Genomic DNA, 20493 nt, shown 5'->3' with positions numbered 1-20493 from the left:
TCATATACAGTTTATGGTACGATACTTTAGTAACACGAAACATTTCGGAAAGTTGGGATAGGAATGGCAGTAAAATCAAATAATTTTGCTCTATATATTTTAATGTTTAATATGTTTATTGCCATGGCAGGAATTGGACTGATCATTCCCATTATGCCCGAGTATTTAGCGACATTCGGTGTTGCGGGGCAGGCACTCGGCTTCATGATTGCCATTTTCTCTTTTGCACAATTTATATTCTCACCCTTCGCTGGTGATTTGTCCGATAAGCACGGGCGTAAAAAAATCATTATTATTGGACTCATTATATTCGGGCTTTCCCAATTGGCCTTTGGACTGTCTAATGAATTATGGATGCTTTATCTGGCACGCTTCTTTTCTGGCTTTGGTGCGGCATTCATCGTGCCTCCGATGATGGCTTTTGTTGCCGATATTACGACTGTGGAAAACAGAGGTAAAGGTATGGGACTACTTGGGGCTTCTATGTCACTCGGCTTCATGATCGGCCCAGCAATCGGCGGATTTCTTTCTAAGATTAGTTTAGAGTTTCCTTTTTATTTCGCGACAGGAGCAGCACTCTTTGCGGCGCTACTTTCCATATTAATCTTACCGAATCCTAAACCTGTACTAGAAGGCGATCCATCGGTAAAAAGAAAACGCGAAAATCTATTTCAACAATTGGTTCGTTCTACTAAGACATCCTATTTTGTCGTGCTCATCGTTATGTTTGTCTTTTCATTTGGACTAGCCAATTTCCAGTCAACAATCGCATTGTATGTCGATCAAAAATATGGTTATACCCCGACAGATATTGCCATACTTATTACAGTAGGGGGCTTTGTTGGCGTCATTGTCCAAACATTTGTTATCAATCCGTTGTTTAAACGCTATGGTGAAATGCGCGTCATTCTTGTCAATCTAGTGATTGCTGCCTTTTCACTCATAGGCATTATTTTTGTCGATATGTTCTGGTCGATTTTACTCGTTTCCACTATTTTCTCGACCGCGACCTCGCTGCTTCGACCAGCCGTCAACACGCTCATTTCAAAGCTAGCCGGTCAAGAACAAGGCTTTGCCGCCGGGATGATGAATGCCTATATGAGCTTAGGCAATATGGTTGGACCTGCGATTGCAGGTGTTATCTTCGATGAGAATATTATCTACCCTTATATTCTCGGTATGGTGATCCTCCTCGTCTCCTTTGTCATCGCGGCTGCATGGGCAAAACGCAATCAAAGTTTACTAGCAGAAACGCGAACAAAATAGCAAAATGCCCATCACCGAAAATAACGGTAGATGGGCATTTTACTTATCTCTTCTTTTTCGCCCTCAGCAATTCAGAAATACTATCCTGCGCTGTCGGACTTTCTTCCACAACCACTTCCCGAATCCGTTTCGTACCAAATCCTTTAAACATACCAAAACGTCGTAAAGTGATGTCAATGAAAAATAGAATCATTGCCGATAAAATTAACCATTCCGCAATTGGCTTCTTCTCACCACTTTGAAATAACTGAGGACGGAAGGCTTCCCCAGGTTGTTCAAGCACTTTTCCACCTGTCCGTTCTGCAATTTTCGTCATCAATGCTGCATCCGGTGCTAGAGGTTTATATTCATCGCTATAAGGCACTGATACCCCAGCTTCAAATAAACCGCCTTTATCATCCGAGACACCGAAAAATACTAATCCCGGTTTAGCATCGACAGTGACACGTACTTTGCCCGGAGCGAGTGGTTCTGAGATGAAGGGTACTTCTTGTCCATCCTCGTCGACAATGGCAATATCGAGAAATGCCGCCTGACGTGAGCTATCCGTCACCGTATACGTGCCACCACGTTCATGCGTAATGATATAAGGGACTTCTTCATAGGCCGGTAATAGTCTTGCCGCTGCCGTATTCCAGAAGTTTGCATACCCTTCCCACCTTGCCAAATCACCCGTCCACTTGCCCGTCGAATCAGAGGTAAACGCAACCGTTCTTCCTAATCCATACATCCATTCTGCAATGACAGGATCATCCTTATGACTTTCCCCGACAATGGTCGCAGTACTTTTAGCAGTCGTCGCAATATAAGCATTGATTTGCGGTACGCCGTCTTGGAACAAGCTAGTCCATTCCGGCACATTCCCTAACGTCATATAAAACGGATTATCTTCAATATAAGTCCGTGTTAGCATAGACGTTTCTCGCGATAAAATAGCAGGTACCGTCGATTCATCAACTACGTCGTAAAAACGACCGCCACCCGTTTCCGCAAGCTCTTCTAACAACGACCAATCCGCATCTGTACCAATTGCAACCGTCGTTAACGTAATATTATTCTTTTTGCCTTCCTCCAGCACATCCTCATAGCCGGGAGGCATTGCTGATTGACCATCCGTTAATAAAATAATATGTTTGCGCTGCAATTTTAAGTCTGCTAAATCCTCATACGCTTTTTGTACACCGGGAAAAATATTCGTCCCGCCTGCCGCTGGAACTGAGAGAATCTGTTCAATAGCTTCTTTTTTATCTCCTAGCTTATCGACAGGAATGACTTCCCATATTTGATCATCAAAAGCAGTAAACCCGAAAGTATCATCATCGCGGAGTAGCTCAACAGAGCGAGCTGCGGCTTCTCTTGCTAAAACAATTTTCGTGCCCCCCATACTACCAGATCGATCCAATACAATAACTAAACCGAGTGAAGGAAGCTGTTCTTTACCTGTCACTTCCATCTCCACAGGCAACAAACGCTCAATGGGCGACTTGAAATAACCACCGAGTCCAAAGCTTTCATCGCCACCAACCATCATGAAGCCTGTCCCAAAGTTTTTCACTGCCTGCTCAATGAGTGTCATTTTATGTTCTCCAACCATATGCCCCGGCACATTATCAAAAATAATAGCACCGTAGCCTAGATAACCTGATAACGTTTCTGGCAATTGCTCTGCATCGACAACATCTACAGCCATGACACTTTGGTCAAGAATATTTGGTATAACAGATGGACTGCGCTCTGTCCGAACAACGAGCACACGCGGAGATTGCTCCATCATCGTAATTGACAGCATCCGATTATTCTCAAGGAAACTATCATCTGGCACAATGAGCTTCGCCTCATATTTCAATAATCCGCTACCCGTTGCCGAAGCGCGGAATGACAGCGCATTCTTCCCTGGTTCAAGTAGCACCGTTTCGCGAATAATTTCCTTATCGTTCTGATAAATAAACAGCTCGCCTGCCGACCTTGTGGAAGATTCCACTTCCACTTGCAATAGTTGCTTCTCCCCTTCATAAGCAGTACGTGGCGTATCAAAAATCGAAATAGATGCATCCGCGGCTCCTGGTCGTTCGAGTAGCAACGTATCAATCGTGACACGTCCCCCACCGCTATACTTTGGCAATAGCTCCTCAACTGAGCCGAGCGTCTCCAATCCGTCTGATAACAGCACAATTCGAGTAGCTAGTTGCTCTTGAGCAATCGCAGCCGCTAAATCTAGCGCCTTAGCTATATCCGTCTCATCCTTCGTCTCCATTTCCTCGATGACTGGAACGGTTAGTGGATTAGCTGTCAATTGCACATCTGTCCGAAATGTTTCGGCAAATGAATACAGACCGACAGACTGATTTTCTTTACGCTCTTTTAAACTGGTTGCTAGCCACTCATTCGCTAAATCCTTCGCCCCTGCAATTGAAACAGAACGGTCTACAACAAATAAAATCTGTTCTTCATTAGCACGCAATGTAAGATAAGGTGCAGTCAGTGCAAGGACTAGTGCCGTAATCGCCATACAACGTAAAGCAAATAGGATAGTGCCTTTGCTAAAAAAACGCATAGCAGATGATTTCCACGTATAAGCCATATAGAAGGCAATCGGTATAAGTAATAATAGCCATAACGGCTCTTCAATTCGGATATCCACGTCGTCGTTGCACCTCCCATTCAATCAGCAATAATAGGAGCAGCGGTATGATGAATAGCCAGCCAATCATCTGCTTACCTTCTTCTGCCTCTTCAACATCTGCCGTTTGTCCGATCCGGTACGATGCACCGGCGACAAGCTCCTTCTCAGATTGTTCGAGCTGAACAGCTAACAACTTTTCTGTTTCGCCATCTCTTGATTTGTAAATCCCTGGTTGTGCTGGAGCGATGAAATTCGAGCCATCAATAAATGTCGTGACATACTCATCCCGCGGGGTATAGATTTCTAGTCCTTCTGCCTTGCCACCTGACAACACTGCTTTTCGTTCATTTGGCACGAATAGTCCTAACGTATCTGTGTCAGAACGCAGCTGTTCAGCTGCACTCCAGATGAATAGCGGGAACGAGGGATGTAGAGGCCAATCCGTCAATTCAATATCGGCTAGTACAACAATATCTCCGCGCTTCGATCGTTGGATAAAAGGCTGATCCCCCACCGATGCAATCGTCGTATACGATGTAAAAGGTGGATAGAGTGCACTCACATAAACATCATCGATATTTGCAATCGTAAACAGTGGATCAGCAGTGCTCTGTACAGCCCCTGCTACCGGCGTAGTCGATTTATCGTTACGCCCAATAATAATGACAGGCTTCGATCCTTTTTTTAGTAAAGAAACATCATTCGTTACACTTATAGCGCTATCCTGCGCATCTACTAATTCTTTAGCAGAACCAGTTGAAACCATTAAACCGACTGCTTCAAAGGCTCGTTTTACCAACTCATGTAGTTGCGCATCGACAACTGCCTCTGATACTTCAGTACCTAGTAAAATTGCCGCTGTATTATCCTCCTTATATTCATCAGCCACACTAATTTCAGCTTGCAACGCTTGGCTATCTGGCAGTTCTTTAAACGATAACAACGCCTCTTTTTCGGCTTCGACAGTAAATTTCTCTTCGAGTAACACTTCACCTGTTAGAGGATTCGTGAGTTGTATATCTCCGGTTTGCTCGACCCCAGATGCATTGATTATCTTCACAATCGCTTCCGTTCCTTGCGGCGTTTTCACTGCACCAAATTTATTGATGGAAACATTGACGAGCTCTTCCTCTGAACCGTGAATGGTCCAAGCAATGTCACTATCGCCCTCGGCAAAAGCCGCCCGATCCAACGAATCTGTGAAAATATGAATATCCGCTCCACCCGCCGAAGCAATCGACCGCGCAAATTCCAACGCTCGCTCCATATGTTCATGCTCATAGGACACTGCTAATTTGTCGATAGCTACGAGTAGCACTTCCTCGTCCGTTTGCTCCCGCACAACAATTGCCGGCTCCTTGCCCGTCGTCACAATCGTTATTGGCTCACCCGAACGACTGGCGACAAGCTCCTTCATAGCCTCCTGCTGCAGTGCAAATAACGGTGTTTGCCCCTTACCTGCCAGCATACTCGCAGACGTATCCACGATCAGGATAGTATGCCCTCCAACTTCCTGTTCTTTCGGCAAAAAAGGGCCAAGTAAAATGAAAACCAACAGCAACAACGCAGCCATTTGGAGATAAAATAATGCATTACGCTGTAAGTTTTTTAAATACGGTGATACTTTCGTTTCCCGCATGGATTGCCGCCAAAATAATGTCGAAGAAATTGTTGTCACTTCATATTTTTTTCGAAAGAAATAGTACAGTAAGACGACCAACGGAAAAATAATCGTCCAACTATTAATAATATGATTCAATCCCATGTGGTCGTCTCCCTATCGCAGCCAACCTGCATGGCGTATTTTTTTCGTCACCGTCTCCATAACCCCATCGGCTACCTCGGCACGAACTAAGTGTATTCCAAATTTACCCGCTAGAGCAGTTAGCTGTGCTTCATGTGCTAACTTAATAGCCAAATAATCCTGTACGGCACGTCTCGTCATCGTTACCTCGACGCCTGTACCACTCTCACTGTCAATCAACCGGACATCACCTTCATAAGAAGGAGCTTCTTCAGGTTGTGAATGAACCGTCAAAATACGGATATCTCCACAAATCCCCGGTAAACGGCGGAATAAATGTTCCCACTTAGTCGTTTCTTCCAGCCCATCCGTAATAATAAACAGCACCGTCACTGCCTTTGGAATATGCCGTAATGCACGATCAGTGAAATGGTCGGTCGAGCTGGGGCTACCAATTGAAGCTATAAATTTAGTCAACGAAGACCGATGCATAGAACCTTTTCTTCTATAAAAATAATCCTGTTCATCTGACCACGTCGAAAATGACATCGTATCGCCACTTTTCAACGCAATATGTCCGAGTGCAATGGCTAGTTGACGGGCATAATCCCATTTGCCATCTACGCCCATCGACTTGGTGGAATCGAGGAGTACATGGATACGCATCTCCTGCTCGTCAAGAAATTGCTTGATGAACGGCTTGTCCGTTCGTGCATAAACATTCCAATCGATATGACGCAAATCATCGCCCGGGTGGTATTCTCTGAAATCAGAAAAGTCGAGTGATGAACCTGTCTTGCGTGATCGGTGTGTACCTTTATGATGTCCGAGTCGTCCAGATCTAGAAACGATAGATAATGCACCGAGCCTTTTCGCTAGTCTGTCAGGAAACAATTCGCCACTCATTACACAGAAGCCCCTTGTCGTACTTCTTCAAGCAATTTCGTAATCAGTCCATCAACATCGACACCCTCTGCTTCTCCTTCATAATTAATGAGAATACGGTGACGCAATGCTGGTTTAGCAACTGTTTTAATATCTGCGATGGATACATGAAAACGCCCAGCCATTAACGCCCGCGCTTTGGCTAGCCTTATAATCGACTGCAGCCCCCGCGGTCCACTGCCATATTGAACGTATTTCGACCAATCATCTGCAGAACCAGTTGTGCTAGATGCCGCCTCAATGGAGTTAGCAGCATTTTTATGAGTCGCTGCAACCAAATCCACTGCATAATCAATCATTTCATCTGCAATGACAATTTCTTTTACCATCTGCTGCGCCAGCACAATCGTTTCCGCATCCATCACTTTTTGAATAGCGGTCATTGTCGGTCCTGTTGTGCGTAAAACGATTTCCTTCAGCTCTGATTTTTCTGGATAGGGTAATAAAATCTTACACAAAAATCGGTCCATTTGTGCTTCTGGCAGTGGATATGTCCCTTCCATTTCAATCGGGTTTTGGGTAGCAAGAACAAAAAATGGTTTCGCCATTTTTCGTGTTTCACCAAGCACTGTCACCGTTTGCTCACCCATCGCCTCCAGTAAAGCACTTTGCGTTTTTGGTGTCGCACGGTTAATTTCATCCGCTAGAACCATCTGGCTAAATATCGGTCCCTCTTTAAAAGCAAAGCGCTGCATTCCTTGCTCATTCCGCTCCAAAATACTTGTTCCTGTAATATCCGCTGGCATTAAATCCGGCGTGAATTGGATCCGCGAAAATGATAGGTCGAGTACTTCTGAAATTGTTCGAATAAGCATCGTCTTCCCAAGCCCCGGTAGCCCTTCCAACAATGCATGCCCATCTGCTAGTATCGAATAAAGAGAAAACTCAACCGCTTCTTTCTGCCCGACAATAAACTTTCCAATTTCCTCTTTCACCGTTTCAAGTTTCCCGCTCATCTCTTCAAACTGCTCAGGTGTAAATGGCATATGTGCACTCCCATTCTATATTATTCTTTCCCACGTTCATTCAATCGAAGAAAAATAATCTGAAAGAATATGCTGTAAATCTGGCGGTAGCTTCATCTTCTCAGAACTTTTTAAGTAAGAATCTTTATAGTCACCAACTACCTCTTGATAAGGACGAATGGTCCCTTTCTCTACTGGTCCTTGCGCTTCACGCTCTTCGATGAAATCACCTTCACCTAGATTGCCACCTACAACCGAAGGGTCACCTTTTTCGCCAATACGATTGTAAGGAACCGATAACAAATTGCGCCCTCCTGACCCTTGGCCTTGTCCTTGCCCTTGACCCTGTCCTTGTCCTTGTCCTTGTCCTTGTCCTTGTCCTTGTCCTTGTCCTTGTCCTTGTCCTTGCCCTTGCCCCTGTCCCTGTCCTTGTCCCTGTCCTTGACCTTGTCCCTGACCTTGACCTTGACCTTGGCTCTGTCCTTGTCCTTCACCTTGACTTTGTCCCTCGCCTCCGCCAGTTGCCTCGCCTGTACCTTCACCACTTGCAGTACCTGCTTTACCATCTGTCGCTGACGGTGATGCATTTGCACCTGCTAGTGCTGGTAATGTTGGTGCTTTTCCTACCTGATTCAATGCGCTATGAGCTTTTCCTAGATTTTGGGCTAGTTGATCCACTAACTTGCCAAGCTCCTTAAGTTCTTGCTCTTCCACCTCGGTTAAAGCATCAGCAGGATTATCAGACTTGTCGGCGGCTTCTTTTTTCTCAGCAAGGCGTTGTTCTTTCAGACGCAACTCCTTCTGTTTTTTGACAAGCTCTTTCAATACATCTTCAGTAAGTTCTGCAGTTAGTAATTTTTCCGCAAGGTCCTGCAATTCTTTTTTCACCTCAGGAAGTGGCTCTTTTTTGACCAATTCCTTTATTTCCTTCTTTACTTCCTCAATCACTTCTTTTTCTTTAACAACGGCTTTCGCCTCTAGTTGTGCTTCAGAAGGGAAAATAAGTAGAACTGCCAGGCAACCTGATGCGACCGCGATACCCGCAAGCATCTTCACATTGAAATACTGCTTATTTCTCTTTTTAAAGCCTTCGAATGCCGGGTAGATTTTCGACTCCGCTGCGACAATAAGCGCCGAAGCTAGATGCGTTTCACCGATTTTATCATCCAATGCAGTAATTAGTAGATTGTCCGGCATATAACTATCAAGCCTGTGAACGGCATCACTTTTTCGTAGACGTTTGTAAATGATAAAAATAATTGTTGCCGCGACAGTAATCACTGCGACAATCCAAGCGAATCGTCCATAATGAGGTAGCACGAACAATCTAGAAGCCGCAACAACAAGTAAGGCGAACAATACAGCCATAAACAAACCTGTTTGTAACGTATGGACAGCCCTTTCAAAACGAAGTCGTGTCAACGCTTTACGGACATACTTTGTTAGTAGTGATTTCCCAGCCATTCGCCTACCCCCTTATTATCATTTGAAGCGCTTCATATTAACCCTTAATTTTTTCACTGCTAACCAAAGTGATATAACGGTAATGGATAAGTAAAAAATGAGATAACCAATCCAAACGGGAAATTTCACCTGTGTCATTTCCGCTATACTTTCTCCCATCGCTGGTGATAGTATAGTAGCAAAAAGCACCGCTGGATTGATGGACGCCAGAACATGCCCGACAATAGATGTTGGTAACGGACCAACCCCAGTGAAATTTAACCTTGTCACCTGTAACACGATAATAAGTAAAAAACCAGTGACGACTGATAAAAATAGCATCATGCCATACGTCGCAATCATCGACACAATCGTTCTACGAATGAGTGTCGAAAACAGAATCCCTATACTACCAATGGCTAAAAGCGTCACAAACAGAAAAAAGAATATGCGAACAAAATCCATCGGCGAAATCCCACCGAATAAAAAAACTAAACTATAAACTGGTAATGCAGCCACTGTTAGCAACATTAAAAAAGCTACAGATGACAGAAGTTTACCCAATATAATTTGAAACGAACTTTGAGAAGTTGTTAACAAAATGGGTAATGTCTGTTTCTCCCTTTCACTACTAATCGCCCCAGCCGTCAAGCCCGGCGTGATGAATAACACCAAGCCGAGTTGGATAAATGCCAAGAAAGCAAACAACAGCATACTTTCAGTCGGTCTAAAATAGGAAACACCCGTTAAACTCATCGTCGTGAAGATAAAGCCGAAGACAAACACACACATAGCCGCTAAATAGAAGAAAATGCCTACAAAACTTTTCGGTGATCGAAACCGTAGCTTCAATTCTTTGAACAGTACTGGATTATGAAAACTCATTTTCATCCTTATTCATCTCCTTTCGTAATTTCCATGAACACATCTTCTAAATTCGTGACATGCTCCATGAAAGAAAGGAGTGGAATATCATGGAGAATCGCTCTTTTTAACAGACCCGCCTGATCTTGTTCTGCTCCTTTATAAACAAATGTTAGACCAGCCCCTCCATCCAACGTCTGTATAGAAGAGATGAATGGGTCTTCCTCGAAAAAGGCAATCGCCTGCTCCATCGCACCCGCCAAACGAACCGTAATCACTCGCTCACCACGCAACTTATCTTGAATTTCAGCAACAGAGCCGTGTGCAATGAGCCGTCCATTATCAATCACACCAATCTCATCACACATCTCCGCAAGTTCAGGTAAAATGTGAGAAGAAATCAAAATCGTTTTGCCCATCTTTTTCAACGTTTTCAAAATATCTCTCATTTCAACACGCGCACGTGGATCAAGACCCGATGCCGGTTCATCAAGAATAAGCACTTTTGGATCATGGATAAGACTTCGCGCCAGGCATAGCCTTTGCTTCATACCCCGAGATAGTAAATCGACATAGTCATAGCGCTTATGTGACAGATTGACTAACTCTAACAATTGCGGAATAAGAACCTTTCGTTCTGCTTCTGGAATACCATAACTAGCTCCGTAAAAGTCTAGATACTCATCTGCCTTTAGCTGATCGTACACACCGAAAAAGTCCGGCATATAGCCAATCATCTTGCGCACTTCGGCAGGTTTTTCCCGCACGCTGACGCCATTGATGAATACATCCCCTACAGTTGGCTGTAGCAAAGTTGCCAAAATAAGAAATGTCGTCGATTTTCCTGCTCCATTTGCCCCAACAAAGCCGAAGACAGTTCCCTCTGATAGCGTCAAATTCAAATCATCGAGTGCACAAAACTTGCCATATTTCTTTGTCAGGCCCTTAATTTCAATCATTTTGCCACCTCGCCATTCAATTTGAGCTCCGGAACGCGTCCCATGTTTCCTTGCTGTATGTTTTTCACGGCTAAATGAAGAACAATTGTCCCGTCGGAAGATATATAATCATCTAGCTTATCAGTGAACGTAAATTTACTCGTATCCTGTGGCTCAAATTCGCCCGTTTTACTATTTAAAATACTGACCTCATACAATTGTTGTTGAACTTTCCACACTTCAAGTGATGTCCATTTCAACTTCATTGCTAGCAGTTTTTCCGGTATTTTCCAAGTTTGTAGGTAAGCAGGTTCATTGAAATAATAATCGGGGGTAGCATAACCCGCTTGTTCCGCTCGATGCAAAGTCGTTTCAGACACAACCGACATCTCCATCATTTCTGGCTCGACCGTCACAGCGCTAGAAAACAATACATCTACTTCAATTGGCTGGGCGACCATTGTCATTGATGAGACAGTTGGCTTACCGTTCACAAGCTCTATCGGAACAATCTGCGTATCCGTATAACCAATAATCGCTGGTTTCCCCACCTTATTCATATGTTCCCCTGAAAAGGCTAACATGCTATCTCTTCTCATCTTTGTTAAATTATTCGTCTGCCCTTGCTGAGGATTCATATATGGAGTTGAATACGAATTGAATATTGAACGCCTAGGTAACAGCGTACTTGTTTTCAACGTTTCATTCACTTGAACCGTTTCTCCCGGTCCTAAATCACCGAGCGCAATTTGCTGTACACCTGACCAAATGACGACATCTGTTAAAGCAAACGGAAAATCATTCGTCACAGTACCTGTCAATTGTTTATCGACAACCTTCAACTGATTACCGAAGGTACCCACATTCTCCACTGTCGTTTGACCATAAATCGTCGCAACATCCCAATAGCCTGCGTTGCGAAGATGTACCCTTGAACCCTCTGTATCCTTTTCAAGCATTGTACGTTTATGGACAGGTATTGAAGTTGATGAACCAAATAGGTCATCTCCGCGGTTCGATGCAAACAAGGTTGTTTCTGCTGCGGTTGTAAATGTAAAATTCCCTGACCTATTCGTCAGCAAAGACTCCGCATAATACCCTGTCATACTGCCATCCAACGCCACATTCAACATCGCTGTATGCTGAATTTGTGCCCGAGCAATTCGATCTTTCGCTCCGTAAGCAAAAATAGCTATCGAAGTAAGTACTGCAATTGCAGGAATTATCCACCACGTATACTCTCGCTTATCCTTCCTTCTCAAGATAAAATAAAGAACAGGAATAATCAGGACCATATACAAAATAATAATACCTAAGATAACTGGAGCCGACACTCTAAAAGATGGAAATAACTCATTCACATCACCAACTGAATAAACGATTGCCTCCATTGGCTCGTCGGAATAATAGTTTGTTGAAGAAGTACTTTTAGGTGCCACACGTTCTCCAGCTACAAATAATGTATTCCAAAATGCAGTCATCCCTTCCATTTCTGCCAACGGACTATCCCCTACAGAAAATGGGGTTTGTATAATAACACCGTCACCAAGCCTCTTATAGGCAATTAACACATTACCCTCATCCTCCAACAATGAGTTTGCATGCTCAGTTAGTTCCGTTTCATAAGAAGCAACTATTCCTTCAATACCTTCTGTTGCTGCCCAATTATTTAAAACTGCAGCATTCATTTCCTTCTGACCGTTGAACTTTAATGGTAAATATTCGGCAAATAAACCTGCTTCAGCCCGGCTATTATCAGACCCACCCATAATTAAAATTCCACCTGTACGCACCCATCCAAGCAGCGCCTGTTGTTGCTTCGACGATAAATCTGCCAATGGATATTCATCAATGATGATATAATTGGCGGCTTCCCATCCTACTGCCTCTTCTGGAAACTTCGTTTTCTCCGAAATTTTAGCAGCATCCACCGAAACCAATGTCGTTGAAGCGCCATGTCTAACCTTTTTCAATGCCGTTAACCGATCTACATTGTCGGTAAACAAAACGGCAAACGTATTATCCGCATTTTGCAATATAGCCGGGATATGCTGTGAACCTTTGTGCTTAATTTCTTTTCCTTTTTGCCAGCCACCTTCATAGAAAAAGATTGTTTTGCTTGATTGACTATTAAACGGATTACCGTTATCATTCATTTTTCCATTGACAAACGATACCGTCTTCGTTTCACCTGCACCGATTTCCAGTGGAAACGCTTCTCCAGCTCCCATCGAGTAAGTATATTCCATATCGATCACCATATCTCCACTAAAAGCCGTTCCTGTATTTTCAATGGTTACAGTGACCGGCGCACCTTTGCCATACTTCGCTTTGCCATCAAGGCCAAACGCCACACTGACCTTCAATTCTGGTGCCGCAAGTGCAGTCGCAGTTGGTATGAAAAAAAACGTTGCCATCAGTAACAACATAAACAGCATGAGCTTTTTCCACATAGTCATATCCCCCTATCTAAGCCGTTTATCAATTCCTACTTCCTTCTCTATTAGTACGAACTAAACCTAGCAAAGTTCCGTATTTTCGTATTATTTGTAATCCTTTCGTAATCTTTCCGCATGTGTTTGAACTATTTGAGCAAAGGCATCCACCTGCTTTAACGCAAATGAAGACTCATAACCAATTAGCCACGTATCACGTGTCAATTCAAACTCCTCTTCACTATTCAGCAACGGCATCTTATTGACGTCTTCATCGCCTCTCAATGTTATAGACGGTAAAATAGCATAACCAATCCCATTCAGCGCTAATTGCTTACATGTTTCTATTTGGTCAACGGTAATTTGACGTCCTGGATTTTTCGGAAAATGGCGCTGCCACCAGCGCTGGATTTCCATGAAATAATTTGAATCACTCTTAAATTGGATAAATGGTCGATCCGTATCCTTTAACTCGTCAATAGACGTAATTTCGCGATCTACAAGATAAAGATGGTCGCGGAACAAATAAGTTTTATGACTTTTCCAATCCACTTGCCCACGTACAATACCAACATGGGCTTCCCCTTCGTACAAAGCCTTAACGATTTCAGAGCTCCAGCCTGTCATCAGCGAAATTTTCGCGTCAGGATACATCTCAACATATTCTTTTAACACTTGAGGCAGCCACGTTTGTCCGATGATAGACGCACAGGCAATTTTCAATGTCCCATGCACCTTATCCGCCATCGAAGCAATCATCGCAAACGTTTCTTCCTTTTTCAAAATTGTTTCCCGCGCATGCGCAATGACTAACTCTCCTGCTGGCGTCGGCTCAAGCCCTTTTTGCGAACGGATAAATAATAATGTTCCCCACTCTTTTTCAATCGTTTGCAAGCGTTGGGATAATGCTGGCTGGGATAAAAATAAGCGCTCCGCCGCTTTCCGCATATTGCCTTCCTCGGCAAGTGCTTTTATAATTTCAAGTTCTGTCGTTGTCATGTAATAACCCCTTCCCACGTGGAATCCGTAATATAAGCAGAAAACTGACGACTGCAAAAGCCGCAACCGCGATATACACCCATTGTAAAGAATTATCCAATGCATCCTGTAATATAAATAGCTGATCTTTTGACAACATTGCTCTATTTTCATCTGTCAGTAACAGATTGACATCTTCCAATCCCATAGTTGATTTTTCATTCATAAAACGAATCATCAGCGAACCATTTAAGACAGCACCAAAAAGTGCTGCCCCAATCGTATTGCCAAAATTGCGCATGAACATATTAGCAGCAGTTGCAGATCCTCGACGTTCATGAGGAACAGCGCCTTGTATCGTGACAATGAATGAAGTGCTCGTCAACCCCATGCCAATACCGACAAAAAAGCTTGCGCCAGCAGCCCACCATGGACCCGATCCAGCATCCATTAATACAAACAGCAACGCACCTAAGATGAGCGATAGTCCGCCAAAAAATGACACTGTAAACGTCCCATGACGGATTAACAAATGGCCTGCAACAGAAGATGCAATTGGCCAGCCGATGGACATTGCAGTCAATGTAAAGCCAGCGATAATCGCCGGCTGCTCCATCACCCCTGTAACAAAGGTTGGCAAGTAAGAGGATATCCCTATCAAAATAACACCTGATGTCAATGACACCAAATTTGCATAAAGAATAATAGGATTTTTCCAAATAGCAAATGGAATCATTGGATCTTCTGCCTGCTTTTCCACCTTAATGAATACCATGAATAAGACAAGCCCTCCAATGATGAGGATGGTGCTTGTTAAGGAGAGCCAGCTAAACGACTGCCCCCCTTCACTCAGCCAAAATAAAATAGCGGATATGGACAAGGTAAGCAGTGCAGCCCCCTTATAATCAATAAATACCTTTTGCTGTCGTTTCGGCTCATGAAGGAATAGTAAAATACCAAGCATTGCTAAAATACCAAGTGGTACATTGACCCAGAAAACGAATTTCCAATTCATATATTGCACAATCAGCCCGCCAATGACTGGACCTGACACTGCAGAAATGCCCCACACACTCGATAAATAACCTTGAACTTTCGCACGCTCTTCGGTTGTATAAATATCACCAACAATCGTCGTGGCAATCGGCATAACGGCACCTGCACCAAAACCTTGAATCAATCGAAATACAATTAATTGCTCCATTGACACAGCAAAACCGCAAAGAATGGAACCTATTAAAAAAATCGTTAAACCAATAAAAAGTATCGGTTTCCTGCCAAATAAATCCGCCAATTTTCCATAGATTAGGACTGTAACCGTACTCATTAATAAATAAGCAGAGAATATCCAACTATATCTTGAAAAACCACCTAAATCAGCCGCAATTACTGGCATGGCTGTCGTTACGATTGTAGCCTCAACAGCACCTACAAACATTGCCAACATAACGGATAGTAGTACCAATGGGCGATTTGTTATTTTACTTTTACTCACAGCTCCTTATGCTCCTCTCAATCAGAAAAAGGCTCCATCCACGGAGCCTTTCATTTCCTTCTGTACACTTATTCAACAGAATAGATATATTTTTTAAACTGCTTTAAAATAACACGTCGTGTTAATATCCCTGCAAACGTTCCATCTTCCTCTACTACACAAAGGAAAGTGTGATTGATCAGAAGATCTAACCCTTTCTGGAAGCGATCAGTCGTCTTTATATAAGGAATATCAGTCTGCATAATTGTATCGACTTTTAAATCGGCTAAACGTTCATATTCAATACGCTCCATACCTAAAATAGAATCCGTAATCATCCCTATTCCAAGCAGTCCCTTTAGATGATATTTCGCATCAAGGACCGGCATCGCCGAGTACCCTGTTTTCGTTAGGACAAGCAATGCATGCTCTGCATTATTACCAAGTTGTACATGTGCTACCTTCTCAGATGAAATAATGTAATCTGCAATCGGTGTAAAGAGAAAATCCCTGTTATTTACAGAAATCACGTAAATCAGCTCCCTCTGTAGCCCTGTTGTTCATGATAGAAGCTACATATCTATCATATCATAAAAAAGCTACGCAGACCCTATAATCAATTACACCAATGCATGATTGCGTCTAGATTTTGCATTGACAATCGAACAGCAAAGGGTTCAATTAGCCTTAATTTCTGTGCACTTAGCAGAAATCAAAGCACTTTTAGGGCACGACGTTCTCAGGTTGAAAAAACCCCTTCTAATTAGAAGAGGCTGCATAATAAAATATGACAATGAATATAAAACTAGCCGCGACGAGAATGACCCAAATAATCGGGTTCAATGTAAATGGATGATTTTCAATTACTTCTGGAATAGCGCTATCTTGACCATTCGCTACCGTATTTGGCTGTCTCGTTTTGCGTGCTGACATTAAACCAATTAGACAAATAATCAAAACAACAATTATCATCGGCACAACCCAGATGTCCATTCAGCCATCACTCCTTTTAAGAGAAGGATGTGCTTAATTAGTAAAGCTATTCAATTGATTCATTCAAAATGGATATTGATTCAGCCATTGTCCACCATCTAATGTGACAATTTCACCATTCATATACGATGCCTTATCAGACATGATAAACGCAGCAAGTTCGGCGATTTCTTCCGGCTGACCTAATCGGCCAAGTGGAATCGATGCAATTGTACGTTTTGCCGCTTGCTCGGACTCCCACAGCTTCTCTGCTCCGCCCGTACGATCAATCGGGCCTGGTGCAATCCCGTTAACACGGATGCCATAACTTCGACCCCATTCAACAGCTAGTGTGCGGGTTAACGACATTACACCAGCTTTTGCAGCCGCAGAATGTACGACACCAGGGCCTGCATCCCAAGCATATGTCGCGAGCATATTCAAAATCGCTCCCTTTTGCCCTTTGTCAATCCAGTACTTGCCGACTGCACTTGAACAGTAAAACGTACCATTTAACACAATATCAATGACAGATTTCCAGCCATTCGCTGACAACTCCTCTGCCCGTACAATAAAATTCCCTGCTGCATTGTTAATAAGTCCATCAATGCGACCAAATTTCTCATCCGTAAAAGCAATCAGCGCTTCGATCGATTCAACATTTCGTACATCCATCTGGAACGGATGTGCGTTGTCGCCAATCTCCTCTTGTGCAGCCTTGAGACGATCCAAATCCCTACCTGTAATGACGACCTCTGCACCTTCTGATGCAAACCTTTTTGCCATATATTTCCCCATACCATTCGATCCACCCGTTACAATGATAACCTTATCAGTAAACATACCAATGCCCCCTTAACATGAATGAGTGTTCACTCATAATTGTATCATGTTCTTTTGCACATGACGAGAACAAAAATACGGACAGTGAATCGTACTCACTGTCCGTAAGAGGAATTATCGGCTATAGGCAAAATATTTTTCCACGAGTTCATCTACCGGAATCGCTTTACTATATAAAAAGCCCTGTGCTTTCTGACAGTTTGCTCCAAGTAAAATGCTTGCCTGCAAATCCTTTTCGACACCCTCTGCAATAACCTCCATCCCAAGATTATGGGCTAGATTGATAATTGTTTTCGCAATGGCTTCATTTTTCACATCAATTTCTATATCCTGTATGAATGACCGATCAATCTTGATAATATCAATCGGATATTGCTTCAAATAACTAAGAGAAGAATAACCCGTTCCAAAATCATCTACAGAGATAACTATGCCAATCTCCTTCAACTCATTCAAAATGGTTAGCGTCTCATTTATATTTACCAATGCACTTTCCGTAATTTCTACTTCAAGTGACGAAGACCGAATGCCATAAGTCGAGATTTTCTCTTTCACTTTCCCTACAAAATCTTCCATCCTAAATTGCTTTGGAGAAATATTGACAGCAATTCGGACCGGTTTAAACTGCTTGTTCTGCCATTCCTTCAATTGACTACAAACCTGATCCAATACCCAATCACCAATACTATGAATCAGACCAGACTCCTCCGCAATTGGGATGAAATGCGCAGGAGACACAAAGCCAAATTTACGGTTGTTCCATCGAAGAAGTGCTTCAAAGCTGCCAATATGACCTGTTTTTAAATCGACCTGCGGCTGGTAATGAACAGTCAGTTCATCCAACTCAATCGCTCGTCGCAAATGAGATTCCATTAATACTTCATCAGGGAACACTGAATTCATCTCCACGCGATAAAAGCGATAATGCGCACGCCCACGCTCCTTGACATAGCTTAATGCCTGCTCCGACTTTCTTAATAGTTTCTCAAGCGTTCGACCATCTTCCGGATATACTGAGATTCCAATCGATACTGAGATAAAATATTCCTGATGATCATAATAAAACGGCTTCCCAAAATCATTTAATATTTTTTGCGAAAAGTTTTCTGTAATAGCAACTGAATGATTTTTCATAATAACGATGAACTCATCACTACTGTTTCGATATAACCTAGCTAACGGAGGGGAAATCATTTTCAGCCGATCGGCCACCATTTTCAAAATTTCGTCTCCGCCGTTTTGACCAAGAGATTCGTTAATCAGTTTAAAACGGTCCAATCCGATATGAATTACAGCCAAATGCTCACTGTTTTTCAATGCAAAATTCGCCTCTTCAACAAATTGCTCTTTCATCGCCCGGCGATTCCATAAACCTGTTAACTGATCGTGATACGATAAATAAAGAAGTTTTTCATCATTTTCACGATGAATAGTTGTATCACGCAAAATCAGATGTATTTCTTTAACATCCATTTCAACGACGACTGGTATTGCTTTCAAATGTGTCGGTATTAAGTAACCATTTTTGTGAAATAGTGTTGAACCTTCCATTTCAAAAGACTCCCCACGTAATGCCCGTAGGAAATTCAATTCAAATTCTTCCAATTCATCCTCACCGATTAAATTCAAAATTGAACGGTCAGAAAGCTCTTTGAAGCGATAGCCAAATAATTGATGAACTGCACGATTAGCGTTCACGATTTTCAAATTTTTGTCAATCGTAATAATCGGATCGAGATTATGGTCAATGACAGATGTATATTTTTGTTCCAATATTAATGAACTTTCTCTTTCCGCAACAATGTCCGATCGTTCGCATAGCCCTATACAAATAAATTCTTGTCCACTTTCATCTGTATAATGCTGTAAATCTACTTCAAATAATATACTTTCTTTATCTTTTAGTACTTCAATTTCAGTTTTATATGCAGAGCCCATAGGGAGTTTTTTTAAAGTGCGTAGAACGGGTTTCCAAAATTCCCCGAAAAAATCAGATGCCGATTGGTTGACTTCCTTCGCAAAGTACTCAATCGCCAATACATTTGCGTAAATTACATCAAAATCATTCTGATTTGTTTTACCAACGAGTACAAACATATTAAACGAATGCCCAAATATATAGGACTCAATAATTTCTTCAAAATGATCTTTTACGATAATATTTCCCATAAGTACCTCCATTTGTTGCGCAAATATCCTAATGTTAACAACATTTCTTGATAGCAATGCATAAATACATTGCCCGTTACATTACTTAATAGTCTGCACCTATGACTGGTAAGTATGTATCAATATTAATACTATATTGATGCAACTCATACTAGTATACTGTTTTTTACAACAAAATGGACTATTTCCAACAAAATATTTTGTCGGAAGATGTACATTCCTTCACATTCTTGTTATTATCAGAACATATGTAATCATTTATGTTTTCAAAGGAGGTTTATTTTTGACAAACGATCTTTCTACCCAACAATTGGCCATTGCTATTTATACAGTGAATCGCCATGCAAAAACGGCACCTGATAATAAACAATTATACTCTTTAAAGAAGAAAGCCATCGACAAACTGATCCGTTTAGGCAAAGCTGAAAAAGTCGGATTACATTTTGTTGATAACCCTAAATTCAGTAAGCAGCATTCCACTGTTCTCGTCCGTTGTGACAACTTCCTCTTCCATACAATCCCAGAAAAAGAAGACTTCAACACGCTTCCACATCTCGGACAACAAGACCCTACTTCTCGTAATCCACAAGAACGGATGAGTCTAAAACTAGCACGCGAACTTCTCTCCCTCTATGTCGATTCCCCTCAGACGAAAACTACGGTCGAAAAACAACCAAAGGTCGTACAAAAACAAAAGAAATCGATACATTCGATGCAAAATAGTCGCAGCTTCCGTTCTTCTTACTTAGACGGCAAATGACAAAAGAGAACCACATACCGAATTCCGGAGTGGTTCCCTTTCTTATTTTAAATCCTATCAATTTCTTAGAAAAG

General features: G+C 42.4%; 16 protein-coding genes. 2 read left to right on the top strand and 14 right to left on the bottom strand.

Annotated features, from left to right (window positions below; all coding sequences use genetic code 11):
* Positions 1-63: 63 nt before the first annotated feature.
* A complete protein-coding gene (locus R2B77_RS03105; protein ID WP_203246072.1) occupies positions 64-1266 on the top strand; it encodes an MFS transporter in 1203 nt (400 codons plus the stop codon).
* A 43-nt stretch (positions 1267-1309) separates the two neighbouring features.
* Here the strand turns inward: R2B77_RS03105 and R2B77_RS03100 are convergent, their stop codons facing one another.
* The 14 genes from R2B77_RS03100 to R2B77_RS03035 all read right to left on the bottom strand — a co-directional run bounded on the left by R2B77_RS03100 (position 1310) and on the right by R2B77_RS03035 (position 19659).
* Positions 1310-3907 carry a VWA domain-containing protein gene (locus R2B77_RS03100; protein ID WP_203246071.1) on the bottom strand — a complete coding sequence of 866 codons (2598 nt, stop codon included), beginning with the start codon at positions 3905-3907 and terminating at the stop codon, positions 1310-1312.
* Entirely contained in the window at positions 3891-5654 is a 1764-nt protein-coding gene (locus R2B77_RS03095; RefSeq protein WP_203246070.1) for a vWA domain-containing protein, read from the bottom strand. The genes R2B77_RS03100 and R2B77_RS03095 overlap by 17 nt, the downstream gene beginning before the upstream one ends.
* A 12-nt stretch (positions 5655-5666) precedes the next feature.
* Positions 5667-6539, bottom strand: coding sequence for a DUF58 domain-containing protein (locus R2B77_RS03090; RefSeq protein WP_203246069.1), 873 nt, complete (start codon positions 6537-6539; stop codon positions 5667-5669).
* Positions 6539-7564 (bottom strand): AAA family ATPase, encoded by a 1026-nt coding sequence (locus R2B77_RS03085; RefSeq protein WP_203246068.1) that lies wholly within the window; start codon positions 7562-7564, stop codon positions 6539-6541. The genes R2B77_RS03090 and R2B77_RS03085 overlap by 1 nt, the downstream gene beginning before the upstream one ends.
* A gap of 36 nt (positions 7565-7600) precedes the next feature.
* Positions 7601-9007, bottom strand: a complete 1407-nt coding sequence (locus R2B77_RS03080; RefSeq protein WP_203246067.1) for a hypothetical protein — start codon at positions 9005-9007, stop codon at positions 7601-7603.
* An 18-nt stretch (positions 9008-9025) separates the two neighbouring features.
* On the bottom strand, positions 9026-9877 hold the full coding sequence (locus R2B77_RS03075) for an ABC transporter permease (protein WP_203246066.1): 852 nt from the start codon (positions 9875-9877) through the stop codon (positions 9026-9028).
* A 2-nt stretch (positions 9878-9879) separates the two neighbouring features.
* On the bottom strand, positions 9880-10809 hold the full coding sequence (locus R2B77_RS03070) for an ABC transporter ATP-binding protein (protein ID WP_203246065.1): 930 nt from the start codon (positions 10807-10809) through the stop codon (positions 9880-9882).
* Positions 10806-13241: a hypothetical protein gene (locus tag R2B77_RS03065; RefSeq protein WP_203246064.1), complete on the bottom strand. Its 2436-nt coding sequence runs from the start codon at positions 13239-13241 to the stop codon at positions 10806-10808. The genes R2B77_RS03070 and R2B77_RS03065 overlap by 4 nt, the downstream gene beginning before the upstream one ends.
* 90 nt (positions 13242-13331) lie before the next feature.
* Positions 13332-14222 (bottom strand): LysR family transcriptional regulator, encoded by an 891-nt coding sequence (locus R2B77_RS03060; protein WP_203246063.1) that lies wholly within the window; start codon positions 14220-14222, stop codon positions 13332-13334.
* Positions 14203-15648, bottom strand: coding sequence for an MDR family MFS transporter (locus tag R2B77_RS03055; RefSeq protein ID WP_212391143.1), 1446 nt, complete (start codon positions 15646-15648; stop codon positions 14203-14205). Before R2B77_RS03055 ends, R2B77_RS03060 begins: the two co-directional genes overlap by 20 nt.
* Positions 15649-15764: 116 nt before the next feature.
* The gene (cbpB, locus tag R2B77_RS03050; RefSeq protein WP_322555644.1) at positions 15765-16205 is read right to left on the bottom strand and encodes a cyclic-di-AMP-binding protein CbpB; all 441 of its coding nucleotides are present in this window, start codon (positions 16203-16205) and stop codon (positions 15765-15767) included.
* 229 nt (positions 16206-16434) lie between these two features.
* On the bottom strand, positions 16435-16668 hold the full coding sequence (locus R2B77_RS03045) for a hypothetical protein (RefSeq protein WP_203246061.1): 234 nt from the start codon (positions 16666-16668) through the stop codon (positions 16435-16437).
* 63 nt (positions 16669-16731) lie between these two features.
* A complete protein-coding gene (gene fadH, locus R2B77_RS03040; RefSeq protein WP_203246060.1) occupies positions 16732-17490 on the bottom strand; it encodes a 2,4-dienoyl-CoA reductase in 759 nt (252 codons plus the stop codon).
* 114 nt (positions 17491-17604) lie between these two features.
* Positions 17605-19659: a putative bifunctional diguanylate cyclase/phosphodiesterase gene (locus R2B77_RS03035; RefSeq protein ID WP_203246059.1), complete on the bottom strand. Its 2055-nt coding sequence runs from the start codon at positions 19657-19659 to the stop codon at positions 17605-17607.
* Between the two features lie 283 nt (positions 19660-19942).
* Here R2B77_RS03035 and R2B77_RS03030 point away from each other — a divergent pair, with 283 nt between their 5' ends.
* Positions 19943-20419: a YkyB family protein gene (locus tag R2B77_RS03030; protein ID WP_203246058.1), complete on the top strand. Its 477-nt coding sequence runs from the start codon at positions 19943-19945 to the stop codon at positions 20417-20419.
* Positions 20420-20493 lie beyond the last annotated feature (74 nt).

The organism is Sporosarcina beigongshangi (assembly GCF_033485195.1).
Lineage (GTDB): Bacteria > Bacillota > Bacilli > Bacillales_A > Planococcaceae > Sporosarcina > Sporosarcina beigongshangi.
The sequence above is the reverse complement of the archived record's forward strand: the minus strand, read 5'-3'. Positions and strand labels throughout refer to the sequence as shown.

Bases quoted from the DNA above. Each gene is read 5' to 3' on its own strand.
- R2B77_RS03095 (WP_203246070.1), bottom strand. From the start codon at position 5,654: ATGGGATTGAATCATATTATTAATAGTTGGACGATTATTTTTCCGTTG.
- R2B77_RS03080 (WP_203246067.1), bottom strand. From the start codon at position 9,007: ATGGCTGGGAAATCACTACTAACAAAGTATGTCCGTAAAGCGTTGACA.
- R2B77_RS03090 (WP_203246069.1), bottom strand. From the start codon at position 6,539: ATGAGTGGCGAATTGTTTCCTGACAGACTAGCGAAAAGGCTCGGTGCA.
- R2B77_RS03105 (WP_203246072.1), top strand. From the start codon at position 64: ATGGCAGTAAAATCAAATAATTTTGCTCTATATATTTTAATGTTTAAT.
- R2B77_RS03055 (WP_212391143.1), bottom strand. From the start codon at position 15,648: ATGTTGGCAATGTTTGTAGGTGCTGTTGAGGCTACAATCGTAACGACA.
- R2B77_RS03075 (WP_203246066.1), bottom strand. From the start codon at position 9,877: ATGAAAATGAGTTTTCATAATCCAGTACTGTTCAAAGAATTGAAGCTA.
- R2B77_RS03065 (WP_203246064.1), bottom strand. From the start codon at position 13,241: ATGTGGAAAAAGCTCATGCTGTTTATGTTGTTACTGATGGCAACGTTT.
- fadH (WP_203246060.1), bottom strand. From the start codon at position 17,490: ATGTTTACTGATAAGGTTATCATTGTAACGGGTGGATCGAATGGTATG.
- R2B77_RS03070 (WP_203246065.1), bottom strand. From the start codon at position 10,809: ATGATTGAAATTAAGGGCCTGACAAAGAAATATGGCAAGTTTTGTGCA.
- R2B77_RS03060 (WP_203246063.1), bottom strand. From the start codon at position 14,222: ATGACAACGACAGAACTTGAAATTATAAAAGCACTTGCCGAGGAAGGC.
- R2B77_RS03085 (WP_203246068.1), bottom strand. From the start codon at position 7,564: ATGCCATTTACACCTGAGCAGTTTGAAGAGATGAGCGGGAAACTTGAA.
- R2B77_RS03035 (WP_203246059.1), bottom strand. From the start codon at position 19,659: ATGGGAAATATTATCGTAAAAGATCATTTTGAAGAAATTATTGAGTCC.
- R2B77_RS03045 (WP_203246061.1), bottom strand. From the start codon at position 16,668: ATGGACATCTGGGTTGTGCCGATGATAATTGTTGTTTTGATTATTTGT.